This window comes from Bacillus sp. RE35 (assembly GCF_052146655.1).
GTDB lineage: Bacteria > Bacillota > Bacilli > Bacillales > Bacillaceae_G > Bacillus_A > Bacillus_A cereus.
The window spans coordinates 1,475,892-1,493,108 of sequence record NZ_CP197377.1 but is presented as its reverse complement, the minus strand read 5'-3'; the positions used below and the strand labels follow the sequence as shown (position 1 = coordinate 1,493,108).

The window sequence follows — 17,217 nt, the reverse complement described above, 5'->3', positions numbered from 1 at the left end:
ACTACGTTCTGTAAATCGTAAATACAGCTGTTTCTTTATCTTTTTCGTCTAATGCTAGTCCGAACATGAGGTCCTGCTCTTTTAACGTACGATTTAAACTATCAACAATTTTATACAAATCCGACGAATATTTAATACGCGTCGTTGATAGTACTTCGATTTTCTTCTCCATGAAAAAACTCCTCCGTTACACAAAAATTTCTAATTATAGAAGAACGCAATGCGGTTACAATAAGAGTACATTCTTTACAACCCCTGCTTCATCACCCATCTATTATAGCAGGACATGTACAGCAAAAAAAGGTTTCAAGTCGAAAACCAACACATTTTGTATACAAGAAGTAAGAAAAATAAAATTCCTCCTACCCACATTTTTTACGCCTGAAGTTTATAAGTACTTCAGGCGTATTTTTCTTCCATTTTTATTCATTTGGTGGTTCTTCTAATTGTACTAACAATTCTTCTAATGGCCCTTCATAAAGAGGTACGTTAGGAATCGATTGTAGAAATCTTTTTCCATAGGAAGAACTCGTCAAACGACGATCTAACACTACTACCGTTCCTGTATCTGTATTCGTTCGAATTAAGCGGCCGAATCCTTGTTTGAAACGTAATATTGCTTGTGGAAGCGCTAATTTAGCAAATACATCTTCACCTTGATTTTTTAGCCACTCACCTTTCGCTTCCATCATCGGCTGATGAGGAGGTGTAAATGGTAGACGGACTATAACAAGACAACTTAAGGCATCTCCCGGAATATCTATTCCTTCCCAGAAACTGCTCGTCCCTAATAAAATTGATTTGTCGAATTCTTGAAACTTTCGAATTAAGCGGCTTCGACTTCTATTATTCACACTTTGGGTCAGTAATAAATACCCCTCTAATTCATCATTATTTTTTAAATTCGCATACGCTTCTTTTAACATTTCATACGAAGTGAATAAAACGAGCATTCTGCCTTTTGTGGCTTTCGCTATCTTTGCAATATGTTCCGATACAGATTCAATATATCGCTCATTACTTACTTGCTTAATAAAAGGTACATCCGTTGACACCATTAATTTCATCTGTTCATCATAACGAAATGGCGACGGAACCTTTAAAGTATTTGGAGCGAAATCATGTAAACCAAGTTCCTCTTTTATATAATCAAACGTATCGTTAACTGTTAGTGTTGCGGATGTAAAAATAACACTCTTTTTTTCTGTTAAAAATTCATCAGCAAATCTTTCACCAATATGAACAGGCTGTGCATATAGAACTGTTGAATGAATCGTCCCTTTCGTTTCAGTCTCCATCCAAGTTACATACGAATTCTTTTCTAATACGAGTAACTGTAATGATTCTGCCATCTTTCTCAGCAACTCAATTAAATGCATAAATTCACCTGTTACAACATGCATCTCCCATTCTAACTTACTTTGCAATATATCCACTTGCTTCTCAAGAGCAGTTACTACCCTTCTTAATTCATATATAAAACGATTTGTTAATTCGACGATACTATCCCACAACTTACCTTTTTCTAGTTCTGCGTTATACCTATAGATGAGCGGCATATTATTCGTTCCTTGCTCTTGCTTTGTTTGTTTAAATATAAAAGTACGTAACATTTGGAAGAGTTCATCCGCATCAAACTTAAGTTCCTTCAAACTATAACTTATCATACGGAAAGTTGAACGAGATGCTTGCTCTGATTTTTTCATCATTTTATATACTTTGGAGAGTACATCTTCTGTTTCTAGTGTCCCAAGACGAGATATAACCAATTGAAAATACATACAAGAGAACTGTTCACCCAATGTTCTACTCGCGGCTTCTTCAATATGGTGAGCTTCATCAAAAATAATATGTTCGCATGAAGCAAACAACGGTTCTTCACTTGAAAAATCTTGAAATAATAACGCATGATTTGTAATAACGATATCTGCAAATAAAGCTTTATTCTTCGCTCGCTGGTAAAAACAACGACTAAACCAATTACTTTGCATACCGCCTGGACTATACGCATCGCTACAAATACGATTCCAAAGTAACTTTCCGCCCTCAGGAATATTTAATTCGTCTCGATCACCTGTTTCAGTTTGCAATAGCCAAACTAAAATCTTCGCCTTTGTAAGTGCCATATCATAATTTTTTTCTTCCTCTTGCAAAGCATACTCAAATTTATGTAAGCATAAATAATGCTTTCTTCCTTTTAGAAGAGCTACCTCAAATGAAAATGGCATTATTTTTTGTAATAACGGAATTTCTTTTTCTAATATTTGTTGTTGGAGTTGTACCGTTTGTGTACTTATAATGACAGGTTCTTCTTTTCTCTTTGCAAAATAAAGACTAGGAAGCAAATAAGCGAGAGTCTTTCCTGTTCCTGTACCGGCTTCAATTAGTGAAAAACGAGAATCTCTTAACGCCGTATATATCTCTTTCATCATCAGTTGTTGACTTTCTCTTCTTTCAAACTTTGGCATATGTGATTCCAATTTATCCATCGTTTTATTCAAGAAAGCATCAAACTTTGATGAACACGTTTCTCCAAGGTTTAAGGAATAGTTCCGCTTTTTCAGCGCAATATTTCGATGTATTTCATACTCCGCTATATCTTCTTTACCGTGCATTACTTTCTTTAAAATATTTTCAGAAAGCACATCAGCTATATCGCTTTGGAACACATCACTTAATTCATAAAGCGATTGCAACGTGACAAGTGGTAACTTTACAATTTCATTTAAAAATTGTAAAAATAATTCCGCTGTTGCAAGAGCATCACTATCCGCACGATGTGGTTGATCGTGCTCTAGTTCATGCTTTTTAGCTAAATCACGTAATTTATAACTATCGGCTGTCGGCAAAAGAATTTGAGCCAATTCAACCGTGTCGATTTTCGGACAATGTATTTCTGTATATCCAGCTTGCCTTAATTCTTCATTTAAAAAATTCCAATCAAAGTGAACATTATGCGCAACGAAAGCCGCACCTTGTAATAGCTCAACAATCATCGGGGCTACATCTTGAAATAACGGGGCTTGTTTTACAAGACTTTCATCAATCCCTGTTAATTCTGTAATAAATGGTGGGATCTCTCTCTTTGGATTAACAAAAGACGAAAAAATCTCCAATATCTCTCCATCTTCTACTACAACAGCTGCAATTTGGGTAATTTTATCCTTCCCATCTTTCCAGGAGTTCCCTGTCGTCTCTAAATCAACAACGACATAACGCTTACTCATATATGTAACACCTCAATTTCTTACCTTTCAAACAACAATAATTTATATAATGTTACTATACCACGTTTTATCTCATCTTAATGAAAAGATGCACAAAAAAGCTATCTCCGCAATGGAGATAGCCTTTCTACTTATAATATCGTACCCGCTTTTTCAGCACCTAACATTTCAATAATTTGATTATTATCGTCTAGTACTGCAATTTTTGGTTCTTGTGTATGAATCTCTTCTTCCGTAACTAGCCCATAACAAATAATAATTACTTTGTCCCCTGGTTGTACAAGTCTTGCCGCCGCACCGTTTAAACAAACAACACCACTACCGCGTTCCCCTTTAATAACGTATGTCTCTAAGCGAGCACCATTATTATTATTTACAATTTGGACTTTTTCGTTTTCTACAATATTTACTGCATCCATTAAGTCTTCATCAATTGTAATACTACCTACATAATTTAAATTTGCCTCCGTTACAGTTGCACGATGTAACTTTGCTCTCATCATTGTGCGAAACATAGATGCTCCCCCTTATTTAACCGTTAATGTTATATTGTCAATTAATCTTACATTTTCAAACTTAACTGCAATAGCTAAAATGATTCTTCCTTCGACTTTCTCTACCATTGTTAATGACGGATATGCATATAAATCCGCATAATCTACAGTGCCTTTCGTATGCGTCTCAATATAATCTTTCACAAGATTTGTAATGATTTCCGGATTACGTTCACCTGCCTCAATTCTTTCTTTCGCTATACATAGGCTGCGGTATAAATGAAGAGCTTCTTCACGTTCATCTTGTGATAGGTACACGTTACGAGAACTTTTCGCTAAACCATCTTCTTCCCTTACAATATCAACTGGTACGATTGTAACTGGAATATTGAAATCAGTTACAAATCCTTCAATTACTGCAACTTGTTGAGCATCTTTCATACCGAAATAAGCACGCGTTGGCACCGTAATATTAAATAGTTTCATCAGTACAGTTGCAACACCAGCGAAATGACCAGGTCTTTGTTGACCGCATAATACGTCCGTGCGCTTCACAACTTCTACTGTTGTTGTTTGTTCTGCTGGATACATTTCTTCTACACTCGGATAAAATAAATAATCTACACCGTTTTCTTTTGCTACATTTTCATCTCTATCAATATCACGAGGATATCGATCTAAATCTTCATTTGGGCCGAATTGTAGCGGGTTTACAAATACACTTAAAACTACAATTTCATTTTCTTCTCTTGCCTTACGTAATAAAGTAGCATGGCCTTCATGTAAATAACCCATTGTTGGAACAAAACCAATACTCTTTCCACTTGCACGAAGTTCGCTTGTAATTTGCTGCATCTCTTGCACTGTAGTTACGATTTTCATTATTGTTTTCCTCCGTATAACGCTAAGCATTCTTCCTCTTTCATTGTGAACGAATGTTTTTCTTCAGGAAATTGCCTTGTCTTTACTTCAGTAACATATTGTGAAATCCCACGCACAATCTCCTCTTGAACAGACGTATATTGCTTCACAAATTTCGGAACACGATTTACGCCGTATGAGATAAGATCATGATAAACAAGCACTTGCCCATCTACTTTTTGTCCTGCACCAATCCCAATTGTTGGTATTGTTAGTTGCTCTGAAATAAGTTCTGCTAACTGCATTGGTACACATTCTAACACAAGCGCTATTGCACCAGCTTCTTCACATTTCTTTGCATCTTCTATTAATTTTTTTGCACTCTCCGCATCTTTTCCTTGCACTTTATATCCACCCAACACTCCTACAGATTGAGGGGTTAAACCTAAATGCGCTACAACAGGAATTCCTGCGTTCGTCAAATATTGAATCGTCGATATAACTTCTCCAGCACCTTCTACCTTCAGTGCGTGTGCCCCGCTCTCTTGAACGATGCGACGTGCATTCACCATCGTTTCTTGTAATGATACGTGATACGACATAAATGGCATATCAGTTACAATAAACGTCTCTTTCGCTCCACGGCGTACAGCTTTCGTATGATGAATCATATCCTCTACTGTTACAGGTACTGTTGAATCGTATCCGAGTACAACCATTCCAAGAGAATCTCCAACTAGAATCATATCAACTTCAGCTTCTTCTGCTAATTTAGCAGATGGATAATCATACGCCGTTAGCATTGTAATCGGCTCACCTTGCTCTTTCATCTTCAAAAAATCTGTTTTTGTTTTCAAAAACTACTCCTCCTTTATGCAGGAGAGAGGAGATGGCCGAAATCATATAAAAAACCCCTCTGACCATAAAAGGGCAGAAGGGTTGTGTGTTAGTCGGCATTATTCATCCCTCTGTCCCAGTCCGTTATTGGATCAAGGCAGAATCCAAGTTATTATTTTTCGTATGACTTCGAATCATGGTGCAGTTCGCTCTGATACTGCCCACATTCGAACTAATTATAGCAAACTACAAAAAGGAATTACTACATTTTTTTGAAAAAATAATTTTTTATTCTTATTACGGTATATGAAATTTAACACGAGAGTATATATGCTATACAGTTTTTATGGAGAATTCAATCCTGAAAAGATACATGTTTTTTCAACGCATGCTAAAAAAGTCCAAGTTAATTTTTTCTGTAATCCATTTAACTGTATAGTATAACTCTTAAACTAATGATGCAGGTTAATTGAGGAAAGTACTTAACAAAGGAGAATTGCAGATGTCTATGAACAGGTGGTTATTTCGATTCAGCAGTTTGCTTGTAATGATTGTATGGTGGATGTCTTTAGGATCCTCCCATGTATTTGCCTCAGTTACTGTCGTAACACCCCCCACCGATTTAACGAAAGTGATTGAGGTTGAACTAAATGATGATTACTTTAATCCAAATGTTATCACGATTCCGCTTGAAGGATCAACAACATTACTATTGAAAAATAAAGGTAAAAACGAGCACACCTTTACAGTGAAAAAACTCGGCATTGACGTCGTAATCGAGTCAGGAAAAGAAAAGCATATTACCGTGAAACCTAAAAATACTGGTACATATGAATTAATATGTCGATACCATCTTCTTAAAGGAATGGCAGGCAAAGTAATCGTCAAATAACATGCCCTGCCAACTAGGCGGAAGATATTTTGAAATGAACTTTAAATATGAAAAAAATTTATTATCATGTTACAAATTCAACTCAAAACTATTGAAATAAAAAGAAGTTCCAAAAGAGGAACTTCTTTTACTTAATTTCAATATCTGCAGAATGAATATGATGTACTTTCCCCTCATGATCCTCCAGAAGTAATACACCATCCTCTGTGATTCCTTTTGCTAACCCCGTAATTGTCTCTCTCATCGTTCGAGCGGTAATTTCTTTCCCGATGCTCACAGCGTAACTTTCCCAAAGAATTTTAATGACAGAGAAACCATTTTGTAAATACTCTTCATATAATTTTTCTAGTTGTAAATAGATTTGTTGCATAAGTTCTGCACGAACAATCGGCTTACCTGATTCAATCGCTAATGAAGTAGCAATGTGCTGAATTTCTTCATCAAAATGTTCTTGCTTTTGATTCGCATTAATACCGATGCCCATAATGACAGCATTAATTTTATCAGGATCCGCTTGCATTTCTGTTAATATACCTACAGCCTTTTTACCTTGAATTAAAATATCATTTGGCCATTTTATTCCTACGTTTACACCCGTGCATTTTTCAATTGCCTGTGCAACACTAACGGCCGCTAACAAAGTAAGTTGCGGTGCATGATGAACTGGGATTGATGGGCGTAAAATAATACTCATCCAAATCCCTGTTCCTTTTGGTGAATGCCATTTTCTGCTTAAACGACCTCTTCCCGCTGTTTGTTCTTCTGCTACAACGACTGTTCCTTCTTCTGCACCTTCATAAGCAAGTTTTGCTGCAATGTGCTGCGTTGATTCAACAGTTTCTTCAAAATACACTGTTCTACCAATCCGCTTCGTTTGTAGCCCTAACTGAATTTCATTAGCGGTCACTTTGTCTGGCTTACTTGCAATTCGGTAACCTAATCGACGCACAGCTTCAAGTTCATATCCCTCACTCCGCAGATCCTCCATATGTTTCCACACAGCAGTTCTTGAACAACCAAGTTTATCACTAATTGTTTGGCCGGATACAAACTCGCCATCCGCTTCAGAAAAAACTTGCAATAACTGCTTTCTTATAGTAGATTGCATCCTTGTAGCCACTCCCTTATACGCTCTTTCTCATTAACTACGTTTCCTTGTACGATTGCTTCTTCGATTTTCTGAAGCATCTCAGCAACCCACGGACCAGGCTTTTTGTTTGCCCAGTTTAATAAATCATTACCAGTCACATTCATTTCTTGACGCTCCTGGATTGGCAATGCATGAAACATTAATTGTACTCGTTCAACAGATGTAGGGTCATAGCGTTCAATCATCGCTTCATATACTCTCTCTGCCATTTCAGCGATATGAATTCCCGTTTTATAAAGAAGGACTGTATCCCAATCCTTCTCCTTTCTAGTACGGATTGTCAATAAAACTGCAACAATATCTTTTATTTTTTTATTCGAAAACTTCCATTGACGTAAAAAGACAGATGGATGTTCTTCTCCGATACAATATAAGAAAAATGCCCACGCCTCAATATCCGTTTCGAAAGAATCCCATTTATACTGCGTAGCTTTTAACAGTCTCTCTTCTGACATTTGTAAATATGGCAAATGAGAAAATAGCTTCGTCTCTACTAATTCTTTGAGACCTTTCACACAATATGTACCAGTTAACAGTTTCTCAAACTCTACTGTAATACGCTCAATTGCTATATGTTCTAGCAAATGCCCATACGTTTCAATCGCTTGCTTCGTTTTCATTTCTAATGAAAAACCTAACGTGCTTACAAACCGAATACCACGCATCATTCGCAGGGCATCTTCTTGAAAACGATCCGCAGCATTTCCAACTGTCACAATTTCTCTCTGTTGAATGGCTTCCTGTCCAGCAAATAAATCGACCATTTCGCCTTCTTCTGTCATAGCAATTGCATTCATCGTGAAATCACGACGTTTTAAATCCTCTTCTAATGAACGAACAAATTGAACACTACTAGGTCTTCGAAAATCTTCATATTCGCTTTCTGTTCGAAAAGTAGTTACCTCATAGGGCTCACCATTTTCTACAACAATTACAGTTCCATGCTCAAGACCAACAGGAACATTTCTTGGGAATATAGCCATCACTTCTTCTGGTAGAGCAGATGTCGCAATATCAATATCTCCAATCGGCCTATCGATAATAAGATCTCGTACGCTCCCACCAACAAAGTAAGCCTCATGTCCTTGTTGCTTTAATGTCTCAATAATAGAACTAGCTTTTTTAAATCTTTCCATTTTTGTCATCCCTTAGTACGTCATAGTAAATCGTTTCATATTGTGAAACAATTTTTTCTGAGCGAAATTGCTCATAAACACTTTCTCTTGCTCGTTCTCCCATATTACGGTGAAGTTCCTCGTCCTTTAATAGCTGAATAGCTTGATTTGCCACTCCTGTTGTATCGCCAACTTCACATAAATATCCTGTTTCCCCGTGTTGAATAACCTCTGGAATACCTCCAACCCGTGTTCCGATACAAGGTACACCACACGCCATTGCTTCTAATAAAACAAGACCAAAACTTTCCTTCTCTGATAGAAGCAACATTAAATCACTCATCGCAAGTAGTTCTGCAACATTATCTTGCTTCCCTAGGAATAAAACGCGATCTTCAATATGTAAATTCTTCACTATCTGTAAAATCGTACAGAATTCTGGTCCGTCTCCAACAAGAAGCAACTTCGCATCTACTTCTTTAACAATTTTAGCAAATGCCTGAACAACATCCTGCACACGTTTCACTTTACGGAAATTCGAAATATGAATAAGTACTTTTTCACTCTCACTTATACCATATTCTTTCTTTAATTGAGACATATTACGCTTGAAATATACACGTTCGTCTATAAAGTTATATACCGTTTGAATTTCTTTACTTGGTTTTACAAGCTCATGTGTTTCGTTAATTAATGAATGCGAGACAGCAGTAACAACATCCGATTGCTCAATACCAAAACGAATTAAATTATTTAACGAAGGGTCGGAACCTAACACAGTAATATCTGTTCCATGTAAGGTTGTAACAATTTTAATACGCTCTCCGATCATTTGTTTTGCTAAATATGCACAAATTGCATGTGGTATTGCGTAATGCACATGTAAAATGTCTAAGTTTTCTCTTTGTGCAACCTCGGCCATTTTACTTGCTAACGCTAAATCGTATGGTGGATATTGAAATACAGAGTATTGATTTACCGTCACTTCATGAAAATAAATGTTTGGATATACTTTATTTAACCGGAATGGTAAACCCGATGTAATAAAGTGAATTTCATGCCCACGTTCCGCCAATTGCTTTCCTAATTCTGTTCCAACAACTCCAGAACCACCTACAGAAGGATAACATGTAATACCTATTTTTAATTTCATTTACATCCCCCTAATAAATCAGCATGTAATAAAACCGGTTTCTTACTCATAAATCCTTCGGCATACAAGACTCCAACTTCTTTTCCAAACATCTTCTCACGAGCAATCACAGTTTCAACGTAACCTTCTGTTAACGGTGTCTTAACACCATCACTCCCTGTTGAAAACTGACTTTCATACGCTTCTAATGCTTCCACCTTTATAGAGAGGTACTCACTTATATCTATACAAAAATTCGGTTTATGAAAACCATTAATCATATAATTATAAAAAGACTCCACACGATGTGGTGAAAGTTCCGGCATATATTTACGGATTCCTGCTGAAAAAATAGCCTCTTCCACAAGCTTTGCACAATTTGCATGATCTGGATGGCGATCTTCATAGTACGGCGCAAAAACTAGTTTTGGTTTATATGTACGGATCACCTTGACAATTTCACGTATATACTCTTCTTTCATATACAAACCACGGTCTGGCATCGCTAAATTCAGCCTCGTTTTTACTCCCACTATACGAGCTGCGACCTTCGCTTCTTCTTTTCTCAACTCTATCGTTCCATTTGAAGAAAGATCAGCTTCTGTTAAATCACAAATACCTACTTCATACCCTTGCTTTGTATATTTAGCGATGGTACCAGCCATGCCGATTTCAACATCATCGGCATGAGCACCAAACGCTAATATATGTAATCCACTCATAATTGTTCCCCTCATTTTCTTAACTTACGATAATCTAAATCTCCTCGCTCTAATGCGTGCATTAACATTTCAGCACTTGCCATATTCGTTGCAAGTGGAATCGCATATACATCACATAAACGAAGTAATGCATTCACATCCGGTTCATGCGGCTGTGCTGTTAATGGATCGCGGAAGAAAATCACCATATCTAAATCGTTCTTTGCAATCATTGCACCAATTTCTTGATCTCCACCAAGAGGGCCAGATTGATATCTTGTTACAACTAATCCAGTCGCTTCCATAATGCGAAGCCCTGTCGTTCCTGTTGCAAATAATTCATGTTGTTCAAAAATTGGTTTATATGCGTATGCAAACGAAACCATATCATTTTTCTTTTTGTCATGTGCGATTAAGGCAATTTTCATCCGTTGTCTCCCCTTTAGTCGATAATATTTTCTAAACCGTACACAAGATGATCAAGGTTCATTACTGTCTCAATTGATAGTTTTACACCTGACATAAATGATGCACGATTGAATGAATCATGACGAACTGTTAACATTTGTCCATCTCCACCAAACATTACTTCTTGGTGTGCAATAAGCCCTGGCAAACGTACACTATGAATGTGAATACCGTCTACATTTGCACCTCGTGCACCTGCTAGTTGCTCTACTTCATTTGGATGACCTTGCTGCTTTGATTCACGATTTTGGCGAATTAACTCTACCGTTTTTACAGCTGTACCAGATGGTGCGTCTAATTTTTGATCATGATGTAATTCAATTACCTCAACATCTTGGAAATATTTCGCTGCCATTTGTGAGAATTTCATCATAAGAACTGCACCAATTGCAAAGTTTGGAGCAATAATTGTTCCTACTGCTTTTTCTTTTGCATTCTCTGTTAAACGTGTCAATTCTTCTTCTGTAAATCCAGTTGTACCAATAACCGAACGAAGTCCACGCTCAACTGCAAGTGTAACGTGTTGTTTCCCCACTTCTGGTGTTGTTAAATCTAACAACACATCTGCTTCTACTTCATCTAAACAAGTATGTAAATCAGCGTAAATCGGCGCATGTAATGCTGGCATGCCAGGTAAATCAGAAATCTTCTCACCACCATGCTTATAATCCACTGCTGCTACTAAATTAAAATGTTCCGTTCTTTCCATAAGAAGGACTGCTTCATGTCCCATACGTCCTCTTGGTCCGGCGATAATTACTTTAATTTCTTTCATTATTCTTTCTCTCCCTCATCAATACGTGTCCAGCGATCTTTATCACGTGTATTAAATTTATTCATTACAATGTTATGTGCTGTCTCTAAATCAATATTTAAACTATTTGCCATACAAATCATAACAAATAATACATCTCCAAGCTCTTCTTCAATACTTCTTTCTTTTTCAGTTGTTTTCTTCGGTTTCTCACCATAATAATGATTTACCTCTCTTGCAAGCTCTCCCATTTCTTCCGTTAAACGAGCCATCATTGCAAGCGGACTGAAATAACCTTCTTTAAACTGACCAATATATGCATCTACTTCTTTCTGCATATCTTTCATCGTTTTTGCTTCCATACTATTCACCTCTAATCCTTCCTCTTTCATGTTAGCCAATTCATCGCGATTTGACAAATATTATTCCCCGCCAAACACCTATTTGCGACCCATTTTTGGATAGACTATAATAAAGTGAAACTTCTTTTGTGATTTTTTTGCAAAAGATTAGTTGAACTAATCGGGTTCCTACGGCTGGTTTGCCTTTCTTCAGAGGTTTATCTCCTACCAGCCGTTGGTACGGGGTAAAGTGAAACTTCTTTTGCGATTTTTGCAAAAGATCAGCCCACACCAATCGGGTTCCTACGGCTGGTTTGCCCCTCTTCTTTGCTTCATCTCCTATCAGCCTTTAGAGCGGGATAAAGTGAAACTTTCTTTTGCACTTTTCACAAAAAATCAGCCCACATCAATCAGGTTCTTACTATTTTCACTAGCAACTAGAAATTACTTATTATTATGTTTTACCGTTTCAGCGGAGCAATGCAATCATTACATAATTAGGGGGATTTCTATATGACATCAAAATTGAAGATGCGAAATATTATTTTTATTTTAATTGGTTCCGCTATATTTTCTTTCGGTATTGTCAATATCAATATTGAAAACCACCTTGCAGAGGGTGGGTTTACTGGTATTACACTATTATTGTATTTTTTATTTAAGTTTGATCCTTCCTACTCAAACTTAATTTTAAATATCCCTATATTTTTTATTGGCTGGAGGTTACTTGGCAGAACGACATTTTTATATACATTAATTGGAACCTTTAGCGTATCTTTATTTCTATGGATTTTCCAGCGTTACGAAGTACTCAACTTACATTTAAACTTGCAAAATGATATGACACTCGCAGCTTTATTCGCCGGGGCATTTATCGGTATCGGCCTTGGAATAATATTTAAATATGGCGGGACTACTGGCGGTGTAGATATTATCGCACGACTAGCGCACAAATATGTTGGCTGGAGTATGGGGAAAACAATGTTTATGTTTGATGCTGTCGTTATCGTCGTCTCTATTCTTACCTATTTATCATACCGTGAGGGCATGTATACGCTAGTTGCTGTTTTTATCGGTGCTAAAGTCATTGATTTTATGCAAGAAGGAGCTTATGCTGCCAAAGGAGCGACTATTATCTCAGAGAAAAACGATGAAATTGCTGCCAAAATTTTATCTGAAATGGAGCGCGGAGCAACCTTTTTAAAAGCTGTTGGATCGTATACAAAAGTGGAACGTAATGTATTGTATTGCGTTGTTGCTAAAAATGAAATCGTGAAATTAAAGAATATCATTACTTCTGTAGATCCTCATGCTTTTGTCGCTGTAAGTGATGTACATGATGTAGTTGGTGAAGGGTTTACGTTAGATGAAAATAAAAACCCTTTACATAATTAAATATAACTAGAAAAGCGCCTTAGCTTTTCTAGTTTTTTATTACAAGTCTTTTAAGCTTCTCAAAATCCTCATGAATAAGCTCCAATAAACTCCGATTATAAAAAATGGAAGCTGGATGAAAAGTCGGAAAAACATGATATTCTTTCTCTGACCATGTAAACTCTGCACTTTGCATATCCTTTAATTTTTGAATGGGCTGTTTTAATAATTGCCCGTGTACATCTGTGATTTTTTTATTTTTTCCTGTTAAACGTTGAAGACCGATATTTCCAAGCGTGACGATAAGCTTCGGATGTATTTTCTCTAATTCATAATCTAACAAAGGCGCATGGGCAACTATTTCTCCCTGATTTGGCGTTCTATTATACTTTTTTTGTATGATTTCACCATTTCGTTCTTTTTTCTCTCGCCATTTATAAGGTCTACTCCGAACAGCGCTCGTAATATATACTTCTTCCCTTGTAACGTGGATACGCTCTAAAAAAACCATTAATTGTTTTCCCGCCCTCCCGCTAAACGGAATCCCATTATGAATTTCTGTTTCACCAGGTGCTTCTCCTAACAACATAAATTTGGGATTTTCAGGACCTTGTCCACTTAAAAAACCTTCTAGTTGATAAGGAGCACTACGCTCTTGTACTTGTTTTACTAAATGGTCTGGATATTTCATTTCCCCCACCACCTTTCCGCATTACTTCTATTATTTCTATTTGCAATACATTATATAATTCAATCCACACAACAAAAAAAGACTATCAAAATTGATAGTCTTTAGTCGTCGCTACGCTGCATACCAGTATACATTAATACGAGACGTAATAATTCAAATACCGCTACAGCTGCAGCTGCTACATATGTTAATGCTGCCGCATTTAATACTTTACGAGCTTGCCCATATTCATCTGTTGATACAATACCTAACGCTTCAATTTGTTGCATTGCGCGCTTTGACGCATCAAACTCAACTGGCAATGTAACGAGCTGGAACACAACACCTGCTGCCATTAAAATGATACCTAATAACAATAGTTTTGACATTGTCGCAAATATACCAATCATAATAAATACCCATGATATATTCGATCCAAAATTAGCCACAGGAACTAACGAATGACGAATACGCATAAAGTTATAATCTTGTGCATCTTGAATTGCGTGTCCTACTTCGTGTGCTGCAACTGCTGTACCAGCAACTGAATGTCCATAATAGTTATCTGTTGATAATCGAACCGTCTTAGCGGTTGGATCATAATGGTCTGATAAATGACCTGGTGTTTCTTCGACAGCTACGTTGTATAATCCATTTTCATCTAAAATTTTTCGAGCCACTTCCGCTCCTGTCATACCTGATGTTGAATAAACTTGTGAATACTTGCTATAGGCACTACGTACTCTTGACTGTGCATACAACGGTATGATCATTATGATCGCGAAGTAAATTAAATAAAACATCATGAACCTCCATTGAAGTTTTAATTATAGTACTTCTCATTCTATTTTCTTCTGCCACTATTGTCAATGAATAAACCTTACAATCCATATCTTTATTTATTGCATTATCTATTTTTAGAATGTACATTACTTTTTCTTTTTTCTCTCTCTCCTTTATACTTTCTCCATCCAACATAAGTTAATGTGAATAAAATAAGTCCCCCAGTAATTGTCATAAACCAAATGAGAGAGGGTGCAATTTCATCTTTTTTTACTGTGTGAAATATCTTTTGCAAATCCCCTTTAATAATCCCTAATTGCATTTGGCCGCCTTTCGTTTTTAACATAACGTTACGAAATTCATCTAAATAAGATAAATGAACATTTACACGCTGGACCTCGTTTTCTGGCAAAGCAATCATTAAGCTTGGATAAATAATATTGAATTCATTTAAAAACGTATTTAACGTTTGTTGAAACTGCCCAGCATCTTCTTTTTCCATCGCTTTTTCCATTTGAGAAAAGGCATCCATTACTTTCCTTTCTCTTTCCATCCAAAGTGGTTGATATTTCGATACTTGTGCATCAACAGCAAGTTGTAATGCCAGCACATTATCAATTTTAGCTTGCTTACCTAAACCTTCTTCAGAGAGCGATTGTTGCGCCTTATCGTAAGCTAAAGAAATAACTCTAACTTGATCTGGTGTTACTTCCTGCTTCTTTTCATTCCCCTTTATTAAAAACTGCTCCGAGAAATGTTGTAATACTTGTACCGCTTTTTCATCTTCATTACGCTTCACTAACTGTAACGAGTCGTCTAACAACCCTGTTAGCTCATTCCACTCTTCAGCATATATACGTAACGGAAACATTATAATTAGAAATGCTATCAATCCAATTAATGTTCTCTTCATCCCGGTCCCCCCTTAACTACTAGTACAAAATATGTTAATTTGGACAAGAATAGAACAGAACTAGACCGAAAAATATATTATCGTTTTACAAAGAAAAAAATTCTCTTTAAGCAGAGAATTTTTTCTGTGACATCCTTTTCTTTTTTACGAGATATCTATATAAGCTGTAACAAAGTATACTCCCACCTAAAATGAATAATAAAATAGCACACGCAGCATGCATAAAGAACTCTTCTGGTAACATTAATATAATTGGATCCTTTTCAGGATCAAAAACCCAATAATCATTACTAAATAAAAGTTTATGGAATAATACAAAACTCTTTTCAAAATTAATAGCAATTGGTAACATAAGCGCTATCGGAAAAATGATTGTTAAAATCGATCCGTGCAGTAAAAACTTTTCATTTTTCTTTTTTAATAAATAAATTCCGCCTATCACTGCAATCATAATTGTCGCATACATCACATATTGAATCTTTACTAAAATATTTTTAACATCTACAAAATGAATACGGCCATTTGTGGACATATCTAATGTGGGCAAATGTAATGCTCCGTCATAAAACGGGGATAAATATGTAATAAGCACATCGTAATTTCTTTTAATTTCATCCTTCGTCATATCCGCTAAATCAGCAATATTTAAAAAATCAATTTCAAAATAATACAACCATTTTCCATATACAACTGCCGTTGTTGCGAGTGCAAAAATAGAAAATGCTATGCTATATGAAACAACTAAAGTAATTAATCGATCCAATATTTTTGTACCACTCTTATTTTTCTCCATGTTCTCCCCCTAAATGTTCTAACCATCATAAAGAAAATTGTTTTCTTTGCTCACGTAAGCAACAATAATATGTAATACATAGTACAGCAATACTTAACCAAAACGTAAAATAACCAATTTCCTCTACAAACAAATGCATAATTCCATATCGCGGCATTTGCCAAAATAAATAATCAATTGCATCGTTATGCAACGTCCACACAGCTGCTACTATAAAATGCCATTTTTTTATACGATAGAATGGAGCATATAAAAATCCTTGTATTGCCATCGCGAAGTGCGAAAGCATTAACATGTAGCCCATAAGGCCTATAGGCCCTTTTACGTAAATCATAATCGCGTTTACAACAACAGCCCAAATACCATATTTTATTAAAGTTACAATCGCTAACGCTTCTATTAATCCCCAGTTTCTCTTTGCCAAAAAAGCAATTAAAACAAAGACAAAAAAGAGAGTCGCCATAGGACTATCTGGTACAAACGGCCAAAATATAGGTGACGTTTCTTTCAATTGATTTCCGTACCATATAAATCCATAAATTGTACCTAATAAGTTAACAATTAATAAAAATAATAATACCGAGCGTTGTCTTAACATTGCATACAAGTACACCAATCCGTATGTCCAACACCTTTCAAGCAAAGTAATTCATTCACTAAATCCTACTCTATTATAACAAACTTCATCCAACTAAATAGAAAAGCTGACTAC

The 17,217-nt window shown here is 36.2% G+C and carries 19 protein-coding genes; 2 read left to right on the top strand and 17 right to left on the bottom strand.

Annotated features, from left to right (window positions below):
* Position 1 precedes the first annotated feature (1 nt).
* The 5 genes from ACTL4X_RS07865 to panB form a co-directional block, all read right to left on the bottom strand.
* Positions 2-172, bottom strand: a complete 171-nt coding sequence (locus ACTL4X_RS07865; protein WP_000412179.1) for a YpmA family protein — start codon at positions 170-172, stop codon at positions 2-4.
* A 250-nt stretch (positions 173-422) separates the two neighbouring features.
* Positions 423-3,227: an ATP-dependent DNA helicase DinG gene (gene dinG / locus ACTL4X_RS07860; protein WP_086692566.1), complete on the bottom strand. Its 2,805-nt coding sequence runs from the start codon at positions 3,225-3,227 to the stop codon at positions 423-425.
* Positions 3,228-3,358: 131 nt separating this feature from the next.
* Positions 3,359-3,742 (bottom strand): aspartate 1-decarboxylase, encoded by a 384-nt coding sequence (panD, locus tag ACTL4X_RS07855; RefSeq protein ID WP_000490184.1) that lies wholly within the window; start codon positions 3,740-3,742, stop codon positions 3,359-3,361.
* A gap of 12 nt (positions 3,743-3,754) precedes the next feature.
* Positions 3,755-4,603, bottom strand: a complete 849-nt coding sequence (gene panC / locus ACTL4X_RS07850; protein WP_000707025.1) for a pantoate--beta-alanine ligase — start codon at positions 4,601-4,603, stop codon at positions 3,755-3,757.
* The gene (gene panB, locus ACTL4X_RS07845) at positions 4,603-5,439 is read right to left on the bottom strand and encodes a 3-methyl-2-oxobutanoate hydroxymethyltransferase (RefSeq protein WP_000851108.1); all 837 of its coding nucleotides are present in this window, start codon (positions 5,437-5,439) and stop codon (positions 4,603-4,605) included. The genes panC and panB overlap by 1 nt, the downstream gene beginning before the upstream one ends.
* A gap of 482 nt (positions 5,440-5,921) precedes the next feature.
* On the opposite strand from panB, the gene ACTL4X_RS07840 reads away from it, so the two are divergent.
* The gene (locus ACTL4X_RS07840) at positions 5,922-6,311 is read left to right on the top strand and encodes a cupredoxin domain-containing protein (protein ID WP_065212122.1); all 390 of its coding nucleotides are present in this window, start codon (positions 5,922-5,924) and stop codon (positions 6,309-6,311) included.
* A 127-nt stretch (positions 6,312-6,438) separates the two neighbouring features.
* Here ACTL4X_RS07840 and ACTL4X_RS07835 read toward each other — a convergent pair whose 3' ends face one another.
* From ACTL4X_RS07835 to ACTL4X_RS07805, 7 genes are read right to left on the bottom strand one after another with little or no spacing between them, the layout of a single operon-like run.
* Positions 6,439-7,419: a biotin--[acetyl-CoA-carboxylase] ligase gene (locus ACTL4X_RS07835; RefSeq protein WP_001192063.1), complete on the bottom strand. Its 981-nt coding sequence runs from the start codon at positions 7,417-7,419 to the stop codon at positions 6,439-6,441.
* The gene (locus tag ACTL4X_RS07830; RefSeq protein WP_086692564.1) at positions 7,404-8,597 is read right to left on the bottom strand and encodes a CCA tRNA nucleotidyltransferase; all 1,194 of its coding nucleotides are present in this window, start codon (positions 8,595-8,597) and stop codon (positions 7,404-7,406) included. The genes ACTL4X_RS07835 and ACTL4X_RS07830 overlap by 16 nt, the downstream gene beginning before the upstream one ends.
* On the bottom strand, positions 8,584-9,729 hold the full coding sequence (bshA, locus tag ACTL4X_RS07825) for an N-acetyl-alpha-D-glucosaminyl L-malate synthase BshA (protein ID WP_000768305.1): 1,146 nt from the start codon (positions 9,727-9,729) through the stop codon (positions 8,584-8,586). The genes ACTL4X_RS07830 and bshA overlap by 14 nt, the downstream gene beginning before the upstream one ends.
* Positions 9,726-10,430, bottom strand: coding sequence for a bacillithiol biosynthesis deacetylase BshB1 (bshB1, locus tag ACTL4X_RS07820; protein ID WP_071740357.1), 705 nt, complete (start codon positions 10,428-10,430; stop codon positions 9,726-9,728). The genes bshA and bshB1 overlap by 4 nt, the downstream gene beginning before the upstream one ends.
* A gap of 11 nt (positions 10,431-10,441) precedes the next feature.
* A complete protein-coding gene (gene mgsA, locus ACTL4X_RS07815; RefSeq protein WP_000684765.1) occupies positions 10,442-10,837 on the bottom strand; it encodes a methylglyoxal synthase in 396 nt (131 codons plus the stop codon).
* 14 nt (positions 10,838-10,851) lie between these two features.
* Positions 10,852-11,652, bottom strand: a complete 801-nt coding sequence (gene dapB / locus ACTL4X_RS07810) for a dihydrodipicolinate reductase (protein ID WP_000658813.1) — start codon at positions 11,650-11,652, stop codon at positions 10,852-10,854.
* Complete coding sequence (locus ACTL4X_RS07805; RefSeq protein WP_002108639.1) at positions 11,652-11,993, bottom strand: nucleotide pyrophosphohydrolase; 342 nt, start codon at positions 11,991-11,993, stop codon at positions 11,652-11,654. The genes dapB and ACTL4X_RS07805 overlap by 1 nt, the downstream gene beginning before the upstream one ends.
* A gap of 492 nt (positions 11,994-12,485) precedes the next feature.
* Between ACTL4X_RS07805 and ACTL4X_RS07800 the strand changes: the two genes are divergently transcribed.
* Positions 12,486-13,367 (top strand): YitT family protein, encoded by an 882-nt coding sequence (locus tag ACTL4X_RS07800; RefSeq protein WP_000202121.1) that lies wholly within the window; start codon positions 12,486-12,488, stop codon positions 13,365-13,367.
* Positions 13,368-13,395: 28 nt separating this feature from the next.
* Here the strand turns inward: ACTL4X_RS07800 and ACTL4X_RS07795 are convergent, their stop codons facing one another.
* The 5 genes from ACTL4X_RS07795 to ACTL4X_RS07775 all read right to left on the bottom strand — a co-directional run bounded on the left by ACTL4X_RS07795 (position 13,396) and on the right by ACTL4X_RS07775 (position 17,121).
* A complete protein-coding gene (locus tag ACTL4X_RS07795; RefSeq protein WP_000876873.1) occupies positions 13,396-14,037 on the bottom strand; it encodes a uracil-DNA glycosylase in 642 nt (213 codons plus the stop codon).
* A 101-nt stretch (positions 14,038-14,138) separates the two neighbouring features.
* Positions 14,139-14,822 carry a zinc metallopeptidase gene (locus ACTL4X_RS07790; RefSeq protein ID WP_011109966.1) on the bottom strand — a complete coding sequence of 228 codons (684 nt, stop codon included), beginning with the start codon at positions 14,820-14,822 and terminating at the stop codon, positions 14,139-14,141.
* Between the two features lie 101 nt (positions 14,823-14,923).
* Positions 14,924-15,712 carry a sporulation protein YpjB gene (ypjB, locus tag ACTL4X_RS07785; protein ID WP_000831584.1) on the bottom strand — a complete coding sequence of 263 codons (789 nt, stop codon included), beginning with the start codon at positions 15,710-15,712 and terminating at the stop codon, positions 14,924-14,926.
* A 106-nt stretch (positions 15,713-15,818) separates the two neighbouring features.
* Positions 15,819-16,505, bottom strand: a complete 687-nt coding sequence (gene lit, locus ACTL4X_RS07780) for a lipoprotein intramolecular transacylase Lit (RefSeq protein WP_071740356.1) — start codon at positions 16,503-16,505, stop codon at positions 15,819-15,821.
* A gap of 25 nt (positions 16,506-16,530) precedes the next feature.
* Complete coding sequence (locus tag ACTL4X_RS07775) at positions 16,531-17,121, bottom strand: DUF1405 domain-containing protein (RefSeq protein ID WP_025709269.1); 591 nt, start codon at positions 17,119-17,121, stop codon at positions 16,531-16,533.
* Positions 17,122-17,217: the final 96 nt, after the last annotated feature.